The following is a 16,983-nucleotide window of genomic DNA, read 5'->3' on the forward strand; positions in this document are numbered from 1 at the left end:
CTATTGAATGGAAGGAATTTTTAAGGAATCTGTGTTCAGGCCAGGGTCAAGGCATGGCCTTCGGCCACGCGCACGACGGACGGCTTGCCCAAGCCACGCTTGAGTTCGCCAATGTCGCGGCCGTCATCGTCGCGGATCTGCACGCTTTTAAATGGTTTTAATAACACTTGCCGCTGCACGCCGTCGGCCATCACCTTGTAGCGCGTGGCGCGCGTACTGACCAGGCCCAGCGCCAGCAAGCCGAGCACGAGCGCCAGCACGCCGCCCAGTATCACCAGCACGGGCAGCAGCGGATACTGGATGCGCACCAGCAGCGGTATCGTCGCCTGCGACGCGCGCACGCTGTCGGGCGGCGTAAACATGCCCGAGATCGGGTCGCCAGGGAACAGTTCCTGCAAATCCTTGCCGAAGCTGGACGCCAGCGCCAGCCGCTGTTCCGACAGGCCCACCTGCGCCTGCATCGGCAGCAGCACCTGCTTGCCCATGGCGGCGATCGCCTGCGCCGACCACGGCGACGGGATCTGCGCCATCGGCAGCGCGAACTGCACTTGCACGGACTGGCTGGCGCCCGGCTGCAGCTGGCGGATTTGATCTGGCGCAACGTGCAGCGGCGCGTTCTGCCCGGCCAGGCTGGCGTGCACCCTGGCGCTGTCGATCACGTACGGGAAAAACATGTTTTGCAAGGATGCCTGCAGCACCACTTGCGGCACCAGGTTCGCCGCATCGACGTCGAGCACGATGGTGCGCCCGTCGCGGCCCAGGCTGGCGTGCACGTTGGCGCTGTTCTTGACGGACTGGGGCACGATGCGCACGGCATCCTGGTCCACCGGTTTCAATCGCGCGGGCGGGCGCGTCAGCACTTGCGACAGCCGCCCTTCGGCCAGGATGCGGGTCAAGGCCTCGGATGCGGGCTGGCCATACGCGAGTGCATACACCATCAAGCCCTTGGCGCTGTACAGCTTGCCCTGTACGGGCATGCGCAGCGGAAACACCACCGTCTTGGTGATCGACGGTTCCAGGTGCAGCAAGCGGTAAAAGTCGCGGTTGCGCTCGGCCGTCTGGCTGTCGTTGTTCGGGCTGTTCTTGTTATTGGTAAAGATCCACACGATGCCGGACGCGGACTGGAACGGGCCCGTGATGGTCTTCGTCACGGCTTCCTGGAAATCCGTGTCGGCCAGCGCGCCGCCGGCGCCCTTGCGCGCCAGGCCCAGGCTGGCCAGCTGGCCCGCCACGCCGGCGCCGCCCTGCCCTTGCCCCAGCAGCGACGGCGACACGTGCGCGCCGCTGCTCTGGCTGAAGGCCAGGGTATACACTTTATCGGACGGGTTTGTAGCGGCCTGCGCCACGGCGCCCACCAGGGCTTTCAGCTGCGAGTGTTCATCCGTGTAGAACGGCTCCATCCAGCCCGAATTCTGCACGAGGAACGCTTGCTGGATGCCGGCGGCCTGCACGCTGGCACTGGCGAAGGCGAGGAAGGCGGCGCCGGCCGCAATCAGGACGCGCGCTTTCATGCCTGCAAGGCCCAGCCATCGATACGCGACAGCAGCGAGTGGTAAGCCCACAGCGTACCTTCATGCACAAACAGGCGCACGCGCCACGGTTCGCTGACGGCAAAGGTATGGAACACGTTTTCGCGCAATTCGTCGTCCTGCACCAGCTGTGCCGCCAGGCGATCGTTCGAGCGCAGCACGCTCGACAGGCCGGCGCTGGTGGCAAACTTCACGCCGAAGACGCTGTTGCCCACACTCGATTCCAGCAGCGGCATGACGGCCTGGTTCTTGCCGCCGTCGTCGCCGTGTTCCGGCTCTTCCCACGGCGCCGTTTTCAGCTTGGTGGCGAAGCGGTAATTGAAGCTGCCCGAGCACAGGCGCGGCGCCAGCGCATCGGCCCGTTCGGACTGCGCGCCCAGTTTCACGTAGACATAGGTGCCGCGGCTGCGCTCGAAGCACAGCTGCCACAGGCCGCCGTCGCGCGACACGTACGGGCTGCCGAACTCGAAATGCGGCACCAGTCCTTCGGGCCAGGGGGTAAACGAGGCGGCCACGTTGCCGTCCGGCTGCAATTGCAGGCGCAGCTGGCCGTTGGCGCAGGGCCACACGGCCATGCGGTTGTAGGCGACGGGCGCGCTGACGGCGCCCAGGTCAACCACGCCGTCGAGCAGCACGTCGCTGCCCGGCTTTTGTTGCGCATCAAGGTTGACGAAGCGGAGGCGGCCATCGTCGTCGCGCAGCGGCGCCCACAGACGGTTCTGGAACCAGACGGGCGCGGCCGCGCACGGCGCGCCGCCCACGTGCTCGACCACATAGGTCAGCGACGGCACATCGGGACGGATGCAGGCCAGGCCATGGCTGGTCGGCAAGACCAGCACGCTGTTAAACTCCGGCACCAGCTCGGCGCGCCAGGCGCCGTGGGCCAGGTCCGATTCGGCCAGCAAGCTGCCATAGTCGGGGTCCAGCGCCAGCCAGCGTTTCGAGGCGGGCAGCCAGGCGTGCAAGACGGCCTTGCGCGGGTCGAGCGCCAGCAGCGCGGGCGCGCTGGTGCCGAACTGGGCGGAAAAGAATTCGTATTCGCCGGGCGGCGGCATCGGCAGCGAGACATCGGCCTGCGCATGCTCTTCGCGCGCGCGCTGGTCCGCCAGTTTCAGGGGCGCGCTGGCCTGGCGCAAGCCGGCCGGGCCCGTTGGCGGCACGTCGCTGACGGGAGATGCGCCGTAGGGCGGCACCCAGGGCGGCGTGGCGGAGGTAGCAGGCGGCACTTGCAAGGCCGCGCCCGAGGCGGGGTCGAACGCGAATTCGGGCGGAAACTGGCGCACGGGCGCACCGGCTGCTGCGGGCAGGCGCCGCGCATGCATCAGCTTGCCGATATCGGCATGGCTCACCAAGGGCGAGACGTTCTGACCATCCGCGCTGCGCTGCATGGTCCACGCGCCCTCGTCATCCACGTGCCAGGCGCCGGAAGGCAGTGGCCAATCCCCAGAAGTTTTATGATCCATTTATTTTCTATGACTAGCAATGCATTCAGACGGTGTAACGTGCTGGGGCTGACGAAACGAAGTCGCAGCCCTGGCAGTTCTCATAGTAACGTCTTTTTATCTGTATGGAAACATTGACGAGCTTCCTCAGCCTTGCTGCGTCCGCACTTTCGTCAACAACTTAGTGGTCGAGCGGTCATGCTCGAAATCGATGGCCACGGCCTGGCCGCCATACGCCAGCACGGCGCGGCCTTCGGGAATGGCCGCCATGTCGTAGTCGCCGCCCTTGGCATAGATTTCCGGCGCAATATCCTGCACCACTTCCAGGGCGCTGTCTTCCGAGAACGGCACGACCAGGCTCACCGCTTCCAGCGCGGCCAGCACGGCCATGCGGTCTTCGCAGCTGTTCAGGGGACGGTCATCGCCCTTGCCCAGGCGTTTCACCGAGGCATCGGTATTCACGGCAACGATCAGCGAGGCGCCCAGTGCGCGCGCCTGGGCCAGGTAGGTCACGTGGCCGCGGTGCAAAATGTCGAACACGCCGTTCGTCACCACCACCGGCTTCGGCAGGGCTGCGGCGCGGGCGCGCAATTCGTCGCGGCCGCACAGTTTGTTTTCAAAATCAGGCATGGATATCTCTGGTTGGGTTAAATGGGGTCACGCCATGGTCGCACTCAGGCGTGGCTATCGCCTTGGATGCCGCCGGCATCCCGGCGCCAGGCATCGATCAGGGCCACGACGGCCGGTTCCAGGGTCTCTTCGGCGATGCGATCTTGCCGGTAATAAATCATCAGCGCATACACGCCGGCCAGGCGGCTGACGGGCGGCGACAGCGCATATTCGTTGCCGCGCGCCGGTTGCCTGGCACGCCAGTAATTGATCGCCGCTTCCAGCGCCTGCATCCGCAATTCCATCGCCATCTCCCTTCGACGCCCGGTCCCGCATCATTATAGGGGGCGATCCGCTACAATACGCCATCGGCGCCACAGTTTCACGTTTGCGCCACCTTTCATTCATTGCAAGTAAGTACTTCCTGTGTTTCAATCAACCTATGACACTGACTGAACTGAAATATATCGTTGCAGTCGCGCGAGCGAAGCACTTCGGCCACGCCGCCGAAGCCTGCTTCGTTGCCCAGCCCACCCTGTCAGTGGCCATCAAGAAACTCGAAGACGAATTGGGCGTGGTCCTGTTCGAACGGGGCGGCGCGGAAATCTCCGTCACGCCCCTGGGCGCGCAGATCATTGCGCAAGCCGAGCGCGTGCTGGAACAGACGGCCGCCATCAAGGAACTCGCCAAGCAAAACAAGGACCCGCTGGCCGGCCCCCTGCGCCTGGGCGTGATCTACACGATCGGCCCCTACCTGCTGCCGCCCCTGGTCAAGGCCATGATAGACCAGGTACCGCAGATGCCCTTGATCTTGCAGGAAAACTTCACGGTTCGCCTGCTCGAATTGCTGCGCCAGGGCGAACTGGACGTGGCTATCATGGCCCTGCCCCTGCCCGAACACGGCATGGCCATGCAGGAACTGTATGACGAACCGTTCGTCGTCGCCATGCCGCGCCAGCATCCATGGACGGCGCGCGAGAAAATCGCCGCGCAAGACTTGAAATCGGAAACCATGCTACTGCTGGGCAATGGCCACTGTTTCCGCGACCAGGTGCTGGAAGTGTGCCCCGAAATGGCGCGTTTTTCCTCGCCCGGCAATGGCATGCAGCGCACGTTTGAGGGGTCCTCACTGGAAACCATCCGCCACATGGTGGCCAGCGGCATCGGCCTGACGGTCTTGCCGCGCGCCTCCGTCGCCCATATGCACGCCACCGACGGCATGCTCGAATACCGGCCCTTCGCCGCCCCCGTGCCCTCGCGCCGCGTGGTGATGCTGTGGCGCAAGAGTTTCACGCGCAAGGCCGCCATCGACGCCCTGTGCGCGGCCATCGCCAGCTGCAATTTGCCCGGCATTACGCCGCTGTGCGAGGACGAAGACTAGCGCCCCAGGCGCAAAATAGTACATTTACATACTATTTGCGATAATCGACCTTTCTCTTCAACAAGATCGAGTCTTCCATGAACAAGCTGGCGCTGTATTTCCGCCTGATACGGCTGGACAAGCCTATCGGTACCGTATTGCTGCTGTGGCCTACCCTGTGCGCGCTGTGGCTGGCGCAGCAGGGCGTGCCGGACTGGCGGCTGCTGCTCATCTTTACCCTCGGCACTTTCCTGATGCGCTCGGCTGGCTGCGCCATCAATGACTATGCCGACCAGGATATCGACAAATTCGTCAAGCGCACGGCCGAGCGTCCCATCACCAGCGGACGCATCAGCGGCAAGGAAGCGCTGGCCGTGGCAGGCGTGCTGACCGTGCTGGCCTTTTGCCTGATCCTGCCCCTCAACGCGCTGACCAAGCAGCTATCCGTGGCCGCCGTCATCATCGCCGGCACCTATCCCTATTTCAAGCGTTTCTTTGCGATTCCGCAAGCGTATCTCGGCATCGCCTTCGGCTTCGGCATTCCCATGGGTTTTGCCGCCATCACGGATGCCGTGCCCGCCGTCGCCTGGCTGCTGCTGCTGGGCAATGTCTTCTGGGCCGTGGCCTACGATACGGAATACGCGATGGTCGACCGCGACGACGACTTGAAGATCGGCATCAAGACCTCGGCCATCACCTTCGGCCGCTACGACGTGGCCATCGTCATGGCCTGCTATGCCGTTTTCCTGCTGCTGTGGCTGGCATGCGGCTGGTATCTGGGCTTGCGTTACTGGTTCGTCGCGGGCTTGCTGGTGGCGGCAGGCTGCGCCGTTTATCACTACACCTTGATCCGCGCACGCGAGCGTATGCCGTGTTTTGCGGCATTCCGGCATAATAACTGGCTAGGAGCGGCGGTATTTGCGGGCGTGGTACTGGACTTTGCTTTCCGTTAAGCAATGACCCTTGCGCCGCGGCAGCCCTTGAGGCGGCGCAAGACAAGCCTGGCCGCAGCTGCCTACACTGGTATTTCACTGTGCAGTTTCACTTCCATGAGGTAATACATGAGCTCGATACATACCGGAAAATCCAGCAGCGACAGCATCCTCGCCGACGCCGACAAGGCCCGCGACAAACTGGTCGGCGACTTGAAGACCGTCATCGATGAAGCGGAAGGCTGGCTCGATGGCGCCAAGGATCAGACGGGCGAGAATGTCAAAGCCGTCAAGGACAAGTTCATCGCCACCCTGGAAACGGCCAAGAAAGACTTGATCAAGCTGGAAGAAGACTTGCTCGAACGCACCAAGAAGGCGGCCAAGGCCACCGACGAATACGTGCAGGACAATCCCTGGAAAGCCGTGGGCGCGGGCGCCGTCGTCGGCGTGCTGTTCGGTCTGCTGCTTTCCTCGTCGCGCCGCTAGATTGTAACGACGCGGTACCGACGGCGCAGGCCGTCACCTGACGCGAAAGGCAGCATATGGCTATCGTGCACCATGTCGCCCAAGTCGCAGCGACCCTCGCCGCCATCGTCCAGACCCGTCTGGCCCTGGCGGCCGTGGAAATGGAAGAAGAGTCGCTGCGCTTCCTGTCCTATCTGGCGCTGGCCATGCTGGCACTGTTGTGCCTGTTTGTCGGCCTCGTCTTGATCGTGTTCCTCGTCATCGTGCTGTTCTGGGATACGCACCGCATCGCCGCCATCGCCGTCACGGCCGCCGTCTTCATCGTCGCCGCCATCGCCACCCTGCTGGGCGTGCGCGCCAGTTTCCGCAGCAAGCCGAAACTGCTTTCTTTTACACTTTCCGAACTGAACAAAGACCTGGACGAGCTGCAATTGCTGGCACGCCGGGGATCGGAGCAGCCATGACCACGCACCCCACCAAATTGTCCAGCGTCCACACGGCCGCCAGCCTGGCGCAGCGGCGCGACGCGCTGCTGGCCGAATGCGCGCTGCAGCGCCTGGCCCTGGGCGTGCAGACGCGCCAGTTGCTGGAACCGCTGACGGGCGGCAATCTGCGCCATACCCTGGCCACGCGCTTTAAAATTCCCCTGATGGTGGGCGGCGCCGTGCTGGGCCTGGCATTGGTGCGTCCGCGCCGCATCCTGCCGCTGCTGCGGGCCAGCGGCGCGCTGCTCAAGCACGCCACCACGGCCATGCCCGTCCTGCTGGCGCTGGCGCAGCGTTTCAGCAAGAAAGAAACGCCGTCATAAAATATTTTTGACCCGGCTGCATCCAAATGGCAGACCCATGCGTAGTAATGGTATCAACCAGCCGGTTGAGCCAACTACCAGGAGTTCGCCATGCTTGCCTTCACCGCCCCACGCCACGCCGTTCCCGCCCTCGCTGTGCTGGGCGCCGCCCTGCTGCTGAGCGCTTGCGCCCCCATGAGCGCGCGCTATTCGCAAGAACAATTACCGAACGCCGTCAAGGTGCCCGATGGCCACCAGGTAGCCATGCAGACCGTGGGCGTAGGCAAGATCGCCTACGAATGCAAGGCCAAGAAAGACATGACGGGCCATGAATGGGTTTTCGTGGGACCGGACGCGGCCTTGAACGACCGCAGCGGCATGCAGGTGGGCACATATGTCGGTCCACCGGCCACCTGGGCCAACCTGGACGGCTCGAAAGTGACGGCGACGCAAGTGGCCGTGGCGCCGGCCGGCGCGGGCAATATCCCGTACCAGCTGGTGAAGGCCAATCCGGCCACGGGCAGCGGCGCCATGCAGGGCGTCAGCTACATCCAGCGCGTGGCCACCAGCGGCGGCGTGGCGCCAGGCAGCCCCTGCGGCATGGAAAGCATCGGCGCCAAACAATGGGTGCCCTATCAAGCCGATTACATTTTCTGGAAGGCCGCCTAAATCAGTGAAAACAACGGTTGGCAAGCGGGTTTCTGGCCTATACTCGGCCTTGAAAACTTGCTAACCGTTTACTCTTGACGATTGCGCCAACCTTGCCAGCCCAAGCCGCCCCCTACGATTACGATGCCGCCCTGCGCGCCTGCGCCAGGGGCGAGCAGCAGGCATTGCACGGCCTGTACCAGCAGGAAAGCCGCTACCTGCTGGGCGTGGCCCTGCGCATCGTGCGCCAGCGGGCTCTGGCCGAAGACGTGCTGCACGACGCCTTCCTGAATATCTGGCGCCGCGCCGGCAGTTTCGACGCCACGCGCGGCAGCGGCAAGGGCTGGATCTATGTGGTGGTGCGGCACCAGGCGCTGGACGTGGCGCGCGCCCGCGCCCATGAAGTACCGGCCGACGAGGATACCGTGGAAACCCTGCTGCACGAACGCCACAGCCACGATGCGGGCGAAGCCTATGCCGACCAGGCGAACCTGGGCAAGCTGCACGATTGCCTGGGCCACCTGGATGAATCGAAGCGCAACAGCATCCTGTACGCCTACGTGGACGGCTGTTCCCACAGCGAAATCGCGCAGCGCCTGCAAGCGCCGCTGGGGACCGTCAAGGCCTGGGTCAAGCGGGGCCTGGCCGCCTTGCGGGAGTGCATGGGATGATCAACGGCGACGAGGAATTGCACAGGCTGGCCAGCGAATACGTGCTGGGCACATTGGCGCTGGCCGAACGGGCGGAAGTGGAACAGCGCTTGCCGCGCGACGCAGCCTTGCGCGACGCCGTCGAAGCCTGGGAACGGCGTCTGCTGCCCTTGACGACCCTGGCGCCGCCCGAAACGCCCTCGGCGCAGCTGTGGCCGCGCATCAGCGCCAGCCTGTTGACGCCTTCGGCCGTGCGGCAGGCGGGCGGCTGGCAAGCGTGGTGGAACAGCCTGGCGTTCTGGAGAGTGCTGGCGGGCGGCGGCTTGGCGGCCACGGCCGCGCTGGCCGTGCTGGTCAGCGTGCAACTGCAGGCATCCAGCGGACCCGGCTACCTGGTGGTGCTGGTGGCGCCGCAAGACAAATCGCCGGGCTGGATCGTGCAGGCGGGCGGACGCGGCGGCAAGAACCGCGACCTGAGCCTGATCCCGCTGGGTCCGACCAGCGTGCCGCAGCAAAAGGCCCTGCAATTCTGGACCAAGGGCAAGGACTGGGGCGCACCCGTCTCGCTGGGCCTGGTCAAGCCGGGACAAAGCCTCAAGTTGACATTGGACAAGCTGCCGCCGCTGCAGCCGGAGCAACTGTTTGAAATCACCCTGGAACCGGTAACGGGCTCGCCCACAGGCCGGCCGACGGGACCGGTTTTATACATCGGCCGCGCCGTCAAGGTGATCTAATTACTTCGACAGCTCATCACCCATCTCGCGCCCCCGCTGCGCGGCCGCCTTGATGCCCTTGACGATGGCCGCCTTCACGCCGCTCTCTTCCATGCTGGTGAGCGCCGCATACGTCGTGCCGCCCTTCGACGTGACCCGCTCGCGCAGCAAGGACACGGGTTCGCTGGAGTTCGCCGCCAGCTGCGCCGCGCCCGTAAACGTGGCAATCGCCAGCTGCGTGCCCTGCTCCGGCGTCAGGCCCAGCTCGGCGGCCGCCTGCTGCATCGCTTCGATAAAGTAAAACACATAGGCGGGACCGCTGCCGGACACGGCCGTCACAGGGTCGATCTTCGCTTCATCATCGAGCCAGACGGTCTGGCCGACGGCACGCAGGATGGCGTCCGCCGTCTTCTTTTGCTCATCGCTCACGCCGCTGCTGGCCACCATGCCCGTGATGCCCATGCCGATCAGGGCCGGCGTGTTCGGCATGCAGCGCACGATGGCGCGATAATCGCCGAGCCAGCGCGACAGGTCGGCCGCGCGGATACCGGCCGCGATCGACAGGATCAATGGCGCCTTGTTTCCGTCGAGGAAGGGCAGCAACTGCGCCGCCACGTCGCGCATGCTTTGCGGTTTCACGGCCAGCACGATCACGTCCACGCCGCGCAAGGTGTCGCCAGCGGCGGAAGCCGTCGTCACGCCGAATTGCGCCTGCAATTTTTCCAGCGCCGGCGCATGCGGGTCGATCACGTGGATATTGCCGCCCAGGGTCAGCTTGCCCGCCAGGCCGGCGATCAGGGCCGCCGCCATATTGCCGCCGCCCACAAAGGCGATATTCAATTCTGTCGTCATGGCTATGCTTTCTATCAATCAGTTAAGAGTAATTGCGGGAACCAAAGATGGCGCTGCCCACGCGCACGATGGTGGCGCCTTCCAGCACGGCGGCGCGCAAGTCGGCCGACATGCCCATCGACAAGGTATCGAGCGCCAGGCCGTCCGCCTTCAATTGGTCGTACAGCGCGCGCAATTGCGCAAAGGCGGCGCGCTGCAGGTCGACATCCGTTTCCGGCTCGGGAATGGCCATCAGGCCGCGCAGGCGCAAACGGGGCAGTTGCGCCACGGCATGCGCCAGCGCCGGCAAGTCAGCCGGCGTCACGCCGCTTTTGCTGGCTTCGCCGCTGATATTGACTTGCAGGCAGATATTCAAGTCCGGCAAGCCGGCCGGGCGCTGCTCGGACAGGCGGGCGGCGATCTTTTCCCGTTCCACCGTATGCACCCAGTCGAAATGTTCGGCGATGGGGCGCGTCTTGTTGCTCTGGATGGGGCCGATGAAATGCCAGACGGGTGCGCCTTGCGGTAGCGCAAGCTTGACGGCACTAATCTTGTCGAGCGCTTCCTGCAGATAGTTTTCGCCAAACGCCGCCTGGCCCGCGCGCATGGCAGCCAGCACGGCGTCCGCGCCGAAGGTTTTCGACACGGCCAGCAAGGTCACGTCACCAGGGGCGCGCTGCGCCTCCAAGGCGGCCTGCGCAATACTGTCGCGCACGGCTTGCAAGTTCTGTTCGATTGTGGACATAATCATTTTCTAGTGTATAGGGGCGGCGGCACAGTGCGCCAGCCCATCAATGCAGGCACAGGGATTATAAATGGACATCTCCGAACTACTCGCTTTCTCCGTCAGCAACAAGGCTTCCGACCTGCACCTGTCTTCCGGCCTGCCGCCGATGATACGGGTCAATGGCGACGTGCGCCGCCTGAACGTGGCGCCGCTCGAGCACAAGGAAGTGCACAGCATGATCTACGACATCATGAACGACAGCCAGCGCAAGGCGTATGAAGAAGCGCTGGAATGCGATTTTTCGTTCGAGATTCCCGGTCTGGCGCGCTTCCGCGTCAATGCCTACAACCAGGAACGGGGTGCCTCGGCCGTGCTGCGCACGATTCCCTCCAAGGTGCTGACGCTGGAAGAACTCAATGCGCCGCGCATCTTCGGCGAGCTGGCCATGCGTCCGCGGGGACTCGTGCTGGTGACGGGCCCGACGGGTTCCGGCAAGTCGACCACCCTGGCGGCCATGGTGAACCACGTCAATGAGCGCCTGAACCACCATATATTGACCATCGAAGACCCGATCGAATTCGTGCATGAACCGAAGAAATGCCTGATCAACCAGCGCGAAGTCGGTTCGCACACGCATTCGTTCAGCAATGCGCTGCGCTCGGCCCTGCGCGAAGACCCGGACGTGATTTTGGTGGGCGAATTGCGCGACCTGGAAACCATCCGCCTGGCGCTGACGGCGGCCGAGACGGGCCACCTGGTATTCGGCACCCTGCACACCTCGTCGGCGGCGAAGTCCATCGACCGCATCATCGACGTCTTCCCCGCCGAAGAAAAGGAAATGGTGCGCGCCATGCTGTCCGAATCCTTGCAAGCCGTCATCTCGCAAAACTTGCTGAAAACCAAGGACGGCGCGGGCCGCGTGGCCGCGCATGAAATCATGCTGGCCACGCCTGCCGTGCGCAACCTGATCCGCGAAGCGAAAGTGGCGCAAATGTATTCGGCCATCCAGACGGGCAGCAACGTGGGCATGCAAACCCTGGACCAGTGCCTCACCGACTTGGTGCGGCGCGGCACGATCTCGGCGGAAACGGCCCGCTCGGCCGCCAAGTCCCCTGAAAACTTCCCCGGATAAGCCATGCAGACGACGCACGAACACTATGGCGCCATGCACGCGCTGCTGGCGCAGATGCGCGCACGGGGCGGCTCCGACCTGTTCATCACGGCCGGCTTTCCTGCCGCCATCAAGCTCGACGGTAAGCTGACGCCGCTGGCTGGCGGCGCGCTTGACGCGGCCCAGGCGGCCGGCTACGTGCGCGCCGTCATGAACGAGCGCCAGGCGGCCGAGTTCGAGTCCAGCCGCGAAGCCAATTTCGCCATCAGCCCGGAGGGACTCGGACGTTTCCGCGTATCCGCCTTCGTGCAGATGGGCCAGGCAGGCATGGTCTTGCGGTTGATCAATACCGCCATCCCCACCCTCGCTGGCCTTGGCTTGCCCGCCATCCTGCAAGACATCGTGATGAGCAAGCGCGGCCTCGTCATCATGGTGGGCGCCACGGGCTGCGGCAAGTCGACCACCCTGGCGGCCATGGTGGGCCACCGCAACGCCCACAGCCACGGCCACATCATCACCATCGAAGACCCCGTGGAATTCATCCATCCGCATGGCAACTGCATCGTCACCCAGCGCGAAGTGGGCGTCGATACGGACGACTGGGCCACGGCCCTGAAAAACACCCTGCGCCAGGCGCCCGACGTGATACAGATCGGCGAAATCCGCGACCGCGACACCATGGACCACGCCATCGCGTTTGCCGAGACGGGCCATCTGTGCCTGGCGACCTTGCACGCGAACAACGCCAATCAGGCGCTGGACCGCATCATCAATTTCTTCCCCGAAGAGCGGCGCCAGCAGTTGCTGATGGACCTGTCGCTGAATTTGAAGGGCATGATTTCGCAGCGGCTGATCCCCAACAAGGATGGCGGCGGGCGCCAGGCGGCGCTGGAAATCCTGCTCAATTCGCCGCTGATGAGCGACCTGATCTTCAAGGGCCAGGTGCACGAGATCAAGGAATTGATGAAAAAATCGCGCGAGCATGGCATGCAGACTTTCGACCAGGCCCTGTTCGACCTGCACGAGGCGGGCGCCATCAGCTATGAAGACGCGCTGCGCAATGCGGATTCCGTCAACGACCTGCGCCTGACGATCAAGCTCAAGGGCGCTGCGGCGCCGGAACCGGCCCCGCAGGCGGGCGCCACCAAACTGGGACTACTCTGACATGACCAGCATCCACGATTTCCAGGCCGAGGCGCTGGACGGCACACCGGTCGACCTGGCGCGCTACAAGGGCAAAGTACTGCTGATCGTCAATACGGCCAGCGCCTGCGGCTTCACGCCGCAATACCAAGGGCTCGAAGCGCTGTACCGCGAATTCCACGACCAGGGACTGGTCGTGCTGGGTTTTCCCTGCAATCAATTCCGGCAACAGGAACCGGGCTCGAACGAGGAAATTGGCGCCTTTTGCGAAAAAAACTTCGGCGTCACCTTTCCCCTGTTTGCCAAGGTCGACGTGAATGGCCCGCATACCCATCCTGTCTTTGCCCAATTAAAACAGGCGGCGCCCGGCATATTGGGCACGCAATCGATCAAATGGAATTTCACCAAGTTTCTGGTGCGCAAGGATGGCAGCGTATTTCGCCGCTATGCGACGGCCAGCAAGCCGGCCAGCCTGGCGGACGACATACGGCAATTGCTACAAGAGTAGAAGCGCAATACTTTGACTTAAGACAACAATCATGCGAAATCAATAAAACTGTATTTATTTCATGCTTGATATCAATATTGTGTTTCAAATAGCAAATATCGGTGATAATGTTTACATAATTATTCGCAGATATCGATCATAAAACGATGCCAGTCTTTGGGAAAATATTATCTTCATGGATGCGGATGGGCAGTTATTCCCGCCTCTTCATCCCTATTACCTTCCTGATACTCGCCGTTTCCGCCTTTCGCTATCACGCCCTGCTCGGGACGGAAACGGCGCTGGCCAATGCCCGCTACCAGAGCGAAGCCCGGCAACTCGACCTGTTCCTGGCCAATAGCGTGCTGCCGCTGGCCGTGCATACGGACCGGCATGCGATGCACGACAGCGTGCGGCAAGTGCTGCGCAGCGCCCTGCCGCTGAACCGCAGCCTCGCCGCCATGCGCTGGGATACGGCTGGCGCGCATGTCGAAGTGCTGGCCGACAACAAGCTGACCGACACGCTGGCCGACGGCGTGCCGGCGTGGTTTGCACGCCTGGCGGGCATGGCGGCCATCCGCAGCCGCCTGACGGTGGCGCTGCCGGATGGCGGCGACGGCATCCTCGACGTGCATTACACGCCCGGCCTGCCCCTGGCGCAGGTGTGGCAACGGGTACGCGGGCAGGCCGTCCTCAGCACCATCAACATCGTCCTCGTCTTCCTCCTGCTGGGCTTGATCCTGGCGTCGCACCGCAAGCTGCTGGCGCGGCTCGTGCAGGCGACCGACCGCTTCCGCGATGGCAACTTCGCCGTGCGCCTGGCGGCCGGCGCCACGCCCGAAGCGCAAGCCGTGTCGCAGTCGTTCAACGGCATGGCCGGCGATATCGAAGAACTGCTGACCTCGCTGAAGACCAGCCAGCGCCAGCTGGGCGAACAGTTGAACGAAACCGTGCACATGCAGCAGGCGCTGCAAAAGCTGTCGTGGCAAAACTACAATGACGTGCTGACGGGCCTGCCCAACCGCGCCGCGCTGGCCGCCCGCTTCGAACAGGAGCTGTTCCTGGCGCGCGAACGCCAGCGCCTGCTGGCCGTCTGCCTGTTCGACCTCGACCATTTCCAGGCCATCAACGACCGCTACGGCGCCGAAGCGGGCGATGAAATCCTCAAGCAGGTGGCCGGCCGCCTGCACGGCTTTACGGGCCAGATCCACTACGCGGCGCGCCTGGGCGGCGATGAATTCGTCCTGCTGCTGTGCGGCCAGGCCAGCATCGCCAGCATCGAACAGAACATCACGCAATTGCTGCAGGAACTGAGCCGCCCCTACCAGGGCGACCAGCAGGCGCTGCACGTGACGGCCAGCGTCGGCATCGCCGTCTACGCGGGCAAGGACTTGAATACGGAAAGCCTGTTGCGCCACGCCGACCACGCCGTCTACCAGGCGAAACTGACGGGGCGCAACCAGTACCACTTCTTCGACACCAACCTCGATGAAGAAGTGCGCACCCACCACAACCAGCGCACGGAAGTGCGCCAGGCCCTGATCAATGGCGAACTGCGGCTGTACTACCAGCCCAAGGTGAACATGCGCGCAGGCACGGTGGTAGGCATGGAAGCGCTGCTGCGCTGGCAGCACCCGCGCCGCGGCGTGCTGGCGCCCGCGCAATTCCTGCCGCTGGTGGAACAGACGGATTTGATCATCGACATCGGCGAATGGGTGCTGCGCCAGGCCCTGTGGCAGATGCAGCGCTGGGTCGCTTGCGGCAAGCACTGGGTCGTCAGCGTGAATATCGCGGCGCGCCACTTCCAGCAACCGGACTTCGTTTCGCGCCTGGAAACCATCCTCGGCGAATTTCCCGGCGTGCGCGCCAGCATGCTGGAACTGGAAATCCTCGAATCGTCGGCCCTGCACGACATCGAAGACGTGCGCCGCATCATCCGCGCCTGCCAGGCGCTGGGCATCACGTTTGCGCTCGACGATTTCGGCACCGGCTACTCCTCGATGTCATATTTAAAACGCCTGCCGGCGAATATCGTCAAGATCGACCAGAGTTTCGTGCGCAACATGCTCAACGACCGCGACGACCTGCACCTGGTGCGCGCCGTCATCGGCCTGGCCCGCTCCTTCAGCTTGACGGTGATCGCCGAGGGCGTGGAAAGCGTCGAGCATGGCGCCCGATTGATCCAGCTGGGCTGCGACCTGGCGCAAGGCTACGGCATCGCCCGGCCCATGCCGGCCGACGCCGTGCTGGAGTGGGCGAACAATTTCATCCCGGCGCCGCAATGGCGCATCGCCCAATACAGCGAAGTGCCTATTTGACCGGGGTCAAGGCAGAGTCGATCAGTTCGATCCAGTGCCGCACGGGCGTCTCCGTGCCCGACTGCAGGTGGCTCAGGCAGCCGATATTCGCCGACACGATCATCTCCGGCTCGCACGCTTCCAGGTTCGCCACCTTGTTGTCGCGCAACTGTTGCGACAATGCCGGCTGCAGGATCGAATACGTGCCCGCCGAACCGCAGCACAGATGGCTGTCGGCGCACAGGCGCACGTCGACGCCGACGGCGCGCAGCACCTGCTCCACCTTGCCGCGCACCTGCTGGCCGTGCTGCAGGGTGCACGGCGGGTGGTACGCCACCCGCTTGCCGATGCGCCCTTGCAGCAGCGCCACCAGTTCCGCTTCGAACGCGGGCATGATCTCGGACAAGTCGCGCGTCAATGCCGCGATGCGCCGAGCCTTGTCCGCATAGCGGGCGTCGTGCGCCAGCAGATGGCCATATTCCTTCACCGTGGCGCCGCAGCCGGAGGCCGTCATGACGATGGCTTCCGCGCTGTCCACGCAATCTACGTAGGGCCACCAGGCGTCGATATTGCGGCGCATGTCGTCCAGCGCCGCTTCCTGGTCGTTCAAGTGATGGCGCAGCGCGCCGCAGCAGCCCGCCTTAGTCGCGACAATCAGCTGCACGCCGAGGGCGTCGAGCACGCGCGCCGTGGCCGCGTTGATGTTCGGCGACATGGCCGGCTGCACGCAGCCGTCGAGCAGCAGCATGGTGCGCGCATGCCGGCGCGCGGGCCATGCCCCGGCCTTTTCTCCGGGACGCAGCTTGTCCTGCAAGCCTTTCGACAGCAAGGGCCGCAGCGCCTGCCCCGCCTTGTACACGGGCGTAAACAGCCAGCGGCGCGGCAAGGCTTCCTTCAGGGCGAAGCGCAGCGCCCGTTCGCGCAAGGGGCGCTGCACGCGCTGTTCGACGACGTTGCGGCCGATGTCGACCAGGCGCCCGTACTGCACCCCGGACGGACAGGTCGATTCGCAGTTGCGGCAGGTCAGACAGCGGTCCAGGTGCGTCTGCGTCTTGGCCGTGACGGGCGCGCCTTCGAGCACTTGCTTGATCAGGTAGATGCGTCCACGGGGGCCATCGAGTTCATCGCCCAGCAACTGGTAGGTGGGACAGGTGGCCGTGCAAAAGCCGCAATGCACGCAGGCGCGCAGGATGGCTTCGGCTTCGTCGCCTGCCGGCGTATTCTTGATGAAATCGGCGAGATTGGTTTGCAT

General features: G+C 64.1%; 19 protein-coding genes. 12 read left to right on the top strand and 7 right to left on the bottom strand.

Going from position 1 to position 16,983, the window contains the following annotated elements:
* Nucleotides 1-35: 35 nt before the first annotated feature.
* The 4 genes from O3298_RS27075 to O3298_RS27090 all read right to left on the bottom strand — a co-directional run bounded on the left by O3298_RS27075 (nt 36) and on the right by O3298_RS27090 (nt 3,885).
* Nucleotides 36-1,511, bottom strand: coding sequence for a hypothetical protein (locus O3298_RS27075; protein WP_251351046.1), 1,476 nt, complete (start codon nt 1,509-1,511; stop codon nt 36-38).
* Complete coding sequence (locus O3298_RS27080; RefSeq protein WP_305061001.1) at nt 1,508-2,992, bottom strand: hypothetical protein; 1,485 nt, start codon at nt 2,990-2,992, stop codon at nt 1,508-1,510. Before O3298_RS27080 ends, O3298_RS27075 begins: the two co-directional genes overlap by 4 nt.
* 126 nt (nt 2,993-3,118) lie before the next feature.
* The gene (gene rfaE2, locus O3298_RS27085; protein ID WP_289900394.1) at nt 3,119-3,601 is read right to left on the bottom strand and encodes a D-glycero-beta-D-manno-heptose 1-phosphate adenylyltransferase; all 483 of its coding nucleotides are present in this window, start codon (nt 3,599-3,601) and stop codon (nt 3,119-3,121) included.
* Nucleotides 3,602-3,645: 44 nt separating this feature from the next.
* A complete protein-coding gene (locus tag O3298_RS27090) occupies nt 3,646-3,885 on the bottom strand; it encodes a DUF3717 domain-containing protein (RefSeq protein ID WP_077399697.1) in 240 nt (79 codons plus the stop codon).
* Between the two features lie 137 nt (nt 3,886-4,022).
* Between O3298_RS27090 and O3298_RS27095 the strand changes: the two genes are divergently transcribed.
* The 8 genes from O3298_RS27095 (at nt 4,023) to O3298_RS27130 (ending at nt 9,156) form a co-directional block, all read left to right on the top strand.
* Nucleotides 4,023-4,961, top strand: coding sequence for a hydrogen peroxide-inducible genes activator (locus O3298_RS27095; protein ID WP_305061002.1), 939 nt, complete (start codon nt 4,023-4,025; stop codon nt 4,959-4,961).
* A 77-nt stretch (nt 4,962-5,038) separates the two neighbouring features.
* Complete coding sequence (ubiA, locus tag O3298_RS27100) at nt 5,039-5,893, top strand: 4-hydroxybenzoate octaprenyltransferase (protein WP_034784859.1); 855 nt, start codon at nt 5,039-5,041, stop codon at nt 5,891-5,893.
* A 108-nt stretch (nt 5,894-6,001) separates the two neighbouring features.
* Entirely contained in the window at nt 6,002-6,358 is a 357-nt protein-coding gene (locus tag O3298_RS27105; protein WP_099665471.1) for a DUF883 family protein, read from the top strand.
* Between the two features lie 56 nt (nt 6,359-6,414).
* Entirely contained in the window at nt 6,415-6,801 is a 387-nt protein-coding gene (locus O3298_RS27110; RefSeq protein WP_305061003.1) for a phage holin family protein, read from the top strand.
* On the top strand, nt 6,798-7,145 hold the full coding sequence (locus O3298_RS27115) for a hypothetical protein (protein ID WP_077399688.1): 348 nt from the start codon (nt 6,798-6,800) through the stop codon (nt 7,143-7,145). Before O3298_RS27110 ends, O3298_RS27115 begins: the two co-directional genes overlap by 4 nt.
* A gap of 90 nt (nt 7,146-7,235) precedes the next feature.
* Nucleotides 7,236-7,793 (top strand): DUF3455 domain-containing protein, encoded by a 558-nt coding sequence (locus O3298_RS27120; protein WP_305061004.1) that lies wholly within the window; start codon nt 7,236-7,238, stop codon nt 7,791-7,793.
* A gap of 92 nt (nt 7,794-7,885) precedes the next feature.
* On the top strand, nt 7,886-8,443 hold the full coding sequence (locus O3298_RS27125; RefSeq protein WP_305061005.1) for a sigma-70 family RNA polymerase sigma factor: 558 nt from the start codon (nt 7,886-7,888) through the stop codon (nt 8,441-8,443).
* The gene (locus tag O3298_RS27130) at nt 8,440-9,156 is read left to right on the top strand and encodes an anti-sigma factor domain-containing protein (protein ID WP_305061006.1); all 717 of its coding nucleotides are present in this window, start codon (nt 8,440-8,442) and stop codon (nt 9,154-9,156) included. Before O3298_RS27125 ends, O3298_RS27130 begins: the two co-directional genes overlap by 4 nt.
* Here the strand turns inward: O3298_RS27130 and proC are convergent, their stop codons facing one another.
* Nucleotides 9,157-9,987 (bottom strand): pyrroline-5-carboxylate reductase, encoded by an 831-nt coding sequence (gene proC / locus O3298_RS27135; protein WP_305061007.1) that lies wholly within the window; start codon nt 9,985-9,987, stop codon nt 9,157-9,159.
* A gap of 22 nt (nt 9,988-10,009) precedes the next feature.
* On the bottom strand, nt 10,010-10,711 hold the full coding sequence (locus O3298_RS27140) for a YggS family pyridoxal phosphate-dependent enzyme (RefSeq protein ID WP_305061008.1): 702 nt from the start codon (nt 10,709-10,711) through the stop codon (nt 10,010-10,012).
* Nucleotides 10,712-10,781: 70 nt separating this feature from the next.
* Between O3298_RS27140 and O3298_RS27145 the strand changes: the two genes are divergently transcribed.
* From O3298_RS27145 to O3298_RS27160, 4 genes are all read left to right on the top strand, one after another.
* Nucleotides 10,782-11,825 carry a type IV pilus twitching motility protein PilT gene (locus O3298_RS27145; protein ID WP_099665476.1) on the top strand — a complete coding sequence of 348 codons (1,044 nt, stop codon included), beginning with the start codon at nt 10,782-10,784 and terminating at the stop codon, nt 11,823-11,825.
* Between the two features lie 3 nt (nt 11,826-11,828).
* The gene (locus O3298_RS27150; protein WP_305061009.1) at nt 11,829-12,968 is read left to right on the top strand and encodes a PilT/PilU family type 4a pilus ATPase; all 1,140 of its coding nucleotides are present in this window, start codon (nt 11,829-11,831) and stop codon (nt 12,966-12,968) included.
* Nucleotide 12,969: 1 nt separating this feature from the next.
* Nucleotides 12,970-13,455, top strand: coding sequence for a glutathione peroxidase (locus O3298_RS27155; protein WP_305061010.1), 486 nt, complete (start codon nt 12,970-12,972; stop codon nt 13,453-13,455).
* A gap of 185 nt (nt 13,456-13,640) precedes the next feature.
* Nucleotides 13,641-15,752 carry a bifunctional diguanylate cyclase/phosphodiesterase gene (locus O3298_RS27160; protein ID WP_099665478.1) on the top strand — a complete coding sequence of 704 codons (2,112 nt, stop codon included), beginning with the start codon at nt 13,641-13,643 and terminating at the stop codon, nt 15,750-15,752.
* On the opposite strand, the gene glcF is transcribed toward O3298_RS27160, so the two are convergent.
* On the bottom strand, nt 15,745-16,983 hold the full coding sequence (gene glcF, locus O3298_RS27165) for a glycolate oxidase subunit GlcF (RefSeq protein ID WP_305061011.1): 1,239 nt from the start codon (nt 16,981-16,983) through the stop codon (nt 15,745-15,747). The genes O3298_RS27160 and glcF overlap by 8 nt on opposite strands.

It is taken from the genome of Janthinobacterium sp. SUN137 (assembly GCF_030587265.1).
GTDB classification, from domain to species: Bacteria; Pseudomonadota; Gammaproteobacteria; order Burkholderiales; family Burkholderiaceae_D; genus Janthinobacterium; species Janthinobacterium kumbetense.

What these genes read in the sequence shown, in the direction of transcription:
- O3298_RS27075 (WP_251351046.1), bottom strand. Translation starts at nt 1,511, where the DNA reads ATGAAAGCGCGCGTCCTGATTGCGGCCGGCGCCGCCTTCCTCGCCTTC.
- O3298_RS27080 (WP_305061001.1), bottom strand. Translation starts at nt 2,992, where the DNA reads ATGGATCATAAAACTTCTGGGGATTGGCCACTGCCTTCCGGCGCCTGG.
- rfaE2 (WP_289900394.1), bottom strand. Translation starts at nt 3,601, where the DNA reads ATGCCTGATTTTGAAAACAAACTGTGCGGCCGCGACGAATTGCGCGCC.
- O3298_RS27090 (WP_077399697.1), bottom strand. Translation starts at nt 3,885, where the DNA reads ATGGAATTGCGGATGCAGGCGCTGGAAGCGGCGATCAATTACTGGCGT.
- O3298_RS27095 (WP_305061002.1), top strand. Translation starts at nt 4,023, where the DNA reads ATGACACTGACTGAACTGAAATATATCGTTGCAGTCGCGCGAGCGAAG.
- ubiA (WP_034784859.1), top strand. Translation starts at nt 5,039, where the DNA reads ATGAACAAGCTGGCGCTGTATTTCCGCCTGATACGGCTGGACAAGCCT.
- O3298_RS27105 (WP_099665471.1), top strand. Translation starts at nt 6,002, where the DNA reads ATGAGCTCGATACATACCGGAAAATCCAGCAGCGACAGCATCCTCGCC.
- O3298_RS27110 (WP_305061003.1), top strand. Translation starts at nt 6,415, where the DNA reads ATGGCTATCGTGCACCATGTCGCCCAAGTCGCAGCGACCCTCGCCGCC.
- O3298_RS27115 (WP_077399688.1), top strand. Translation starts at nt 6,798, where the DNA reads ATGACCACGCACCCCACCAAATTGTCCAGCGTCCACACGGCCGCCAGC.
- O3298_RS27120 (WP_305061004.1), top strand. Translation starts at nt 7,236, where the DNA reads ATGCTTGCCTTCACCGCCCCACGCCACGCCGTTCCCGCCCTCGCTGTG.
- O3298_RS27130 (WP_305061006.1), top strand. Translation starts at nt 8,440, where the DNA reads ATGATCAACGGCGACGAGGAATTGCACAGGCTGGCCAGCGAATACGTG.
- proC (WP_305061007.1), bottom strand. Translation starts at nt 9,987, where the DNA reads ATGACGACAGAATTGAATATCGCCTTTGTGGGCGGCGGCAATATGGCG.
- O3298_RS27140 (WP_305061008.1), bottom strand. Translation starts at nt 10,711, where the DNA reads ATGTCCACAATCGAACAGAACTTGCAAGCCGTGCGCGACAGTATTGCG.
- O3298_RS27145 (WP_099665476.1), top strand. Translation starts at nt 10,782, where the DNA reads ATGGACATCTCCGAACTACTCGCTTTCTCCGTCAGCAACAAGGCTTCC.
- O3298_RS27150 (WP_305061009.1), top strand. Translation starts at nt 11,829, where the DNA reads ATGCAGACGACGCACGAACACTATGGCGCCATGCACGCGCTGCTGGCG.
- O3298_RS27155 (WP_305061010.1), top strand. Translation starts at nt 12,970, where the DNA reads ATGACCAGCATCCACGATTTCCAGGCCGAGGCGCTGGACGGCACACCG.
- O3298_RS27160 (WP_099665478.1), top strand. Translation starts at nt 13,641, where the DNA reads ATGGGCAGTTATTCCCGCCTCTTCATCCCTATTACCTTCCTGATACTC.
- glcF (WP_305061011.1), bottom strand. Translation starts at nt 16,983, where the DNA reads ATGCAAACCAATCTCGCCGATTTCATCAAGAATACGCCGGCAGGCGAC.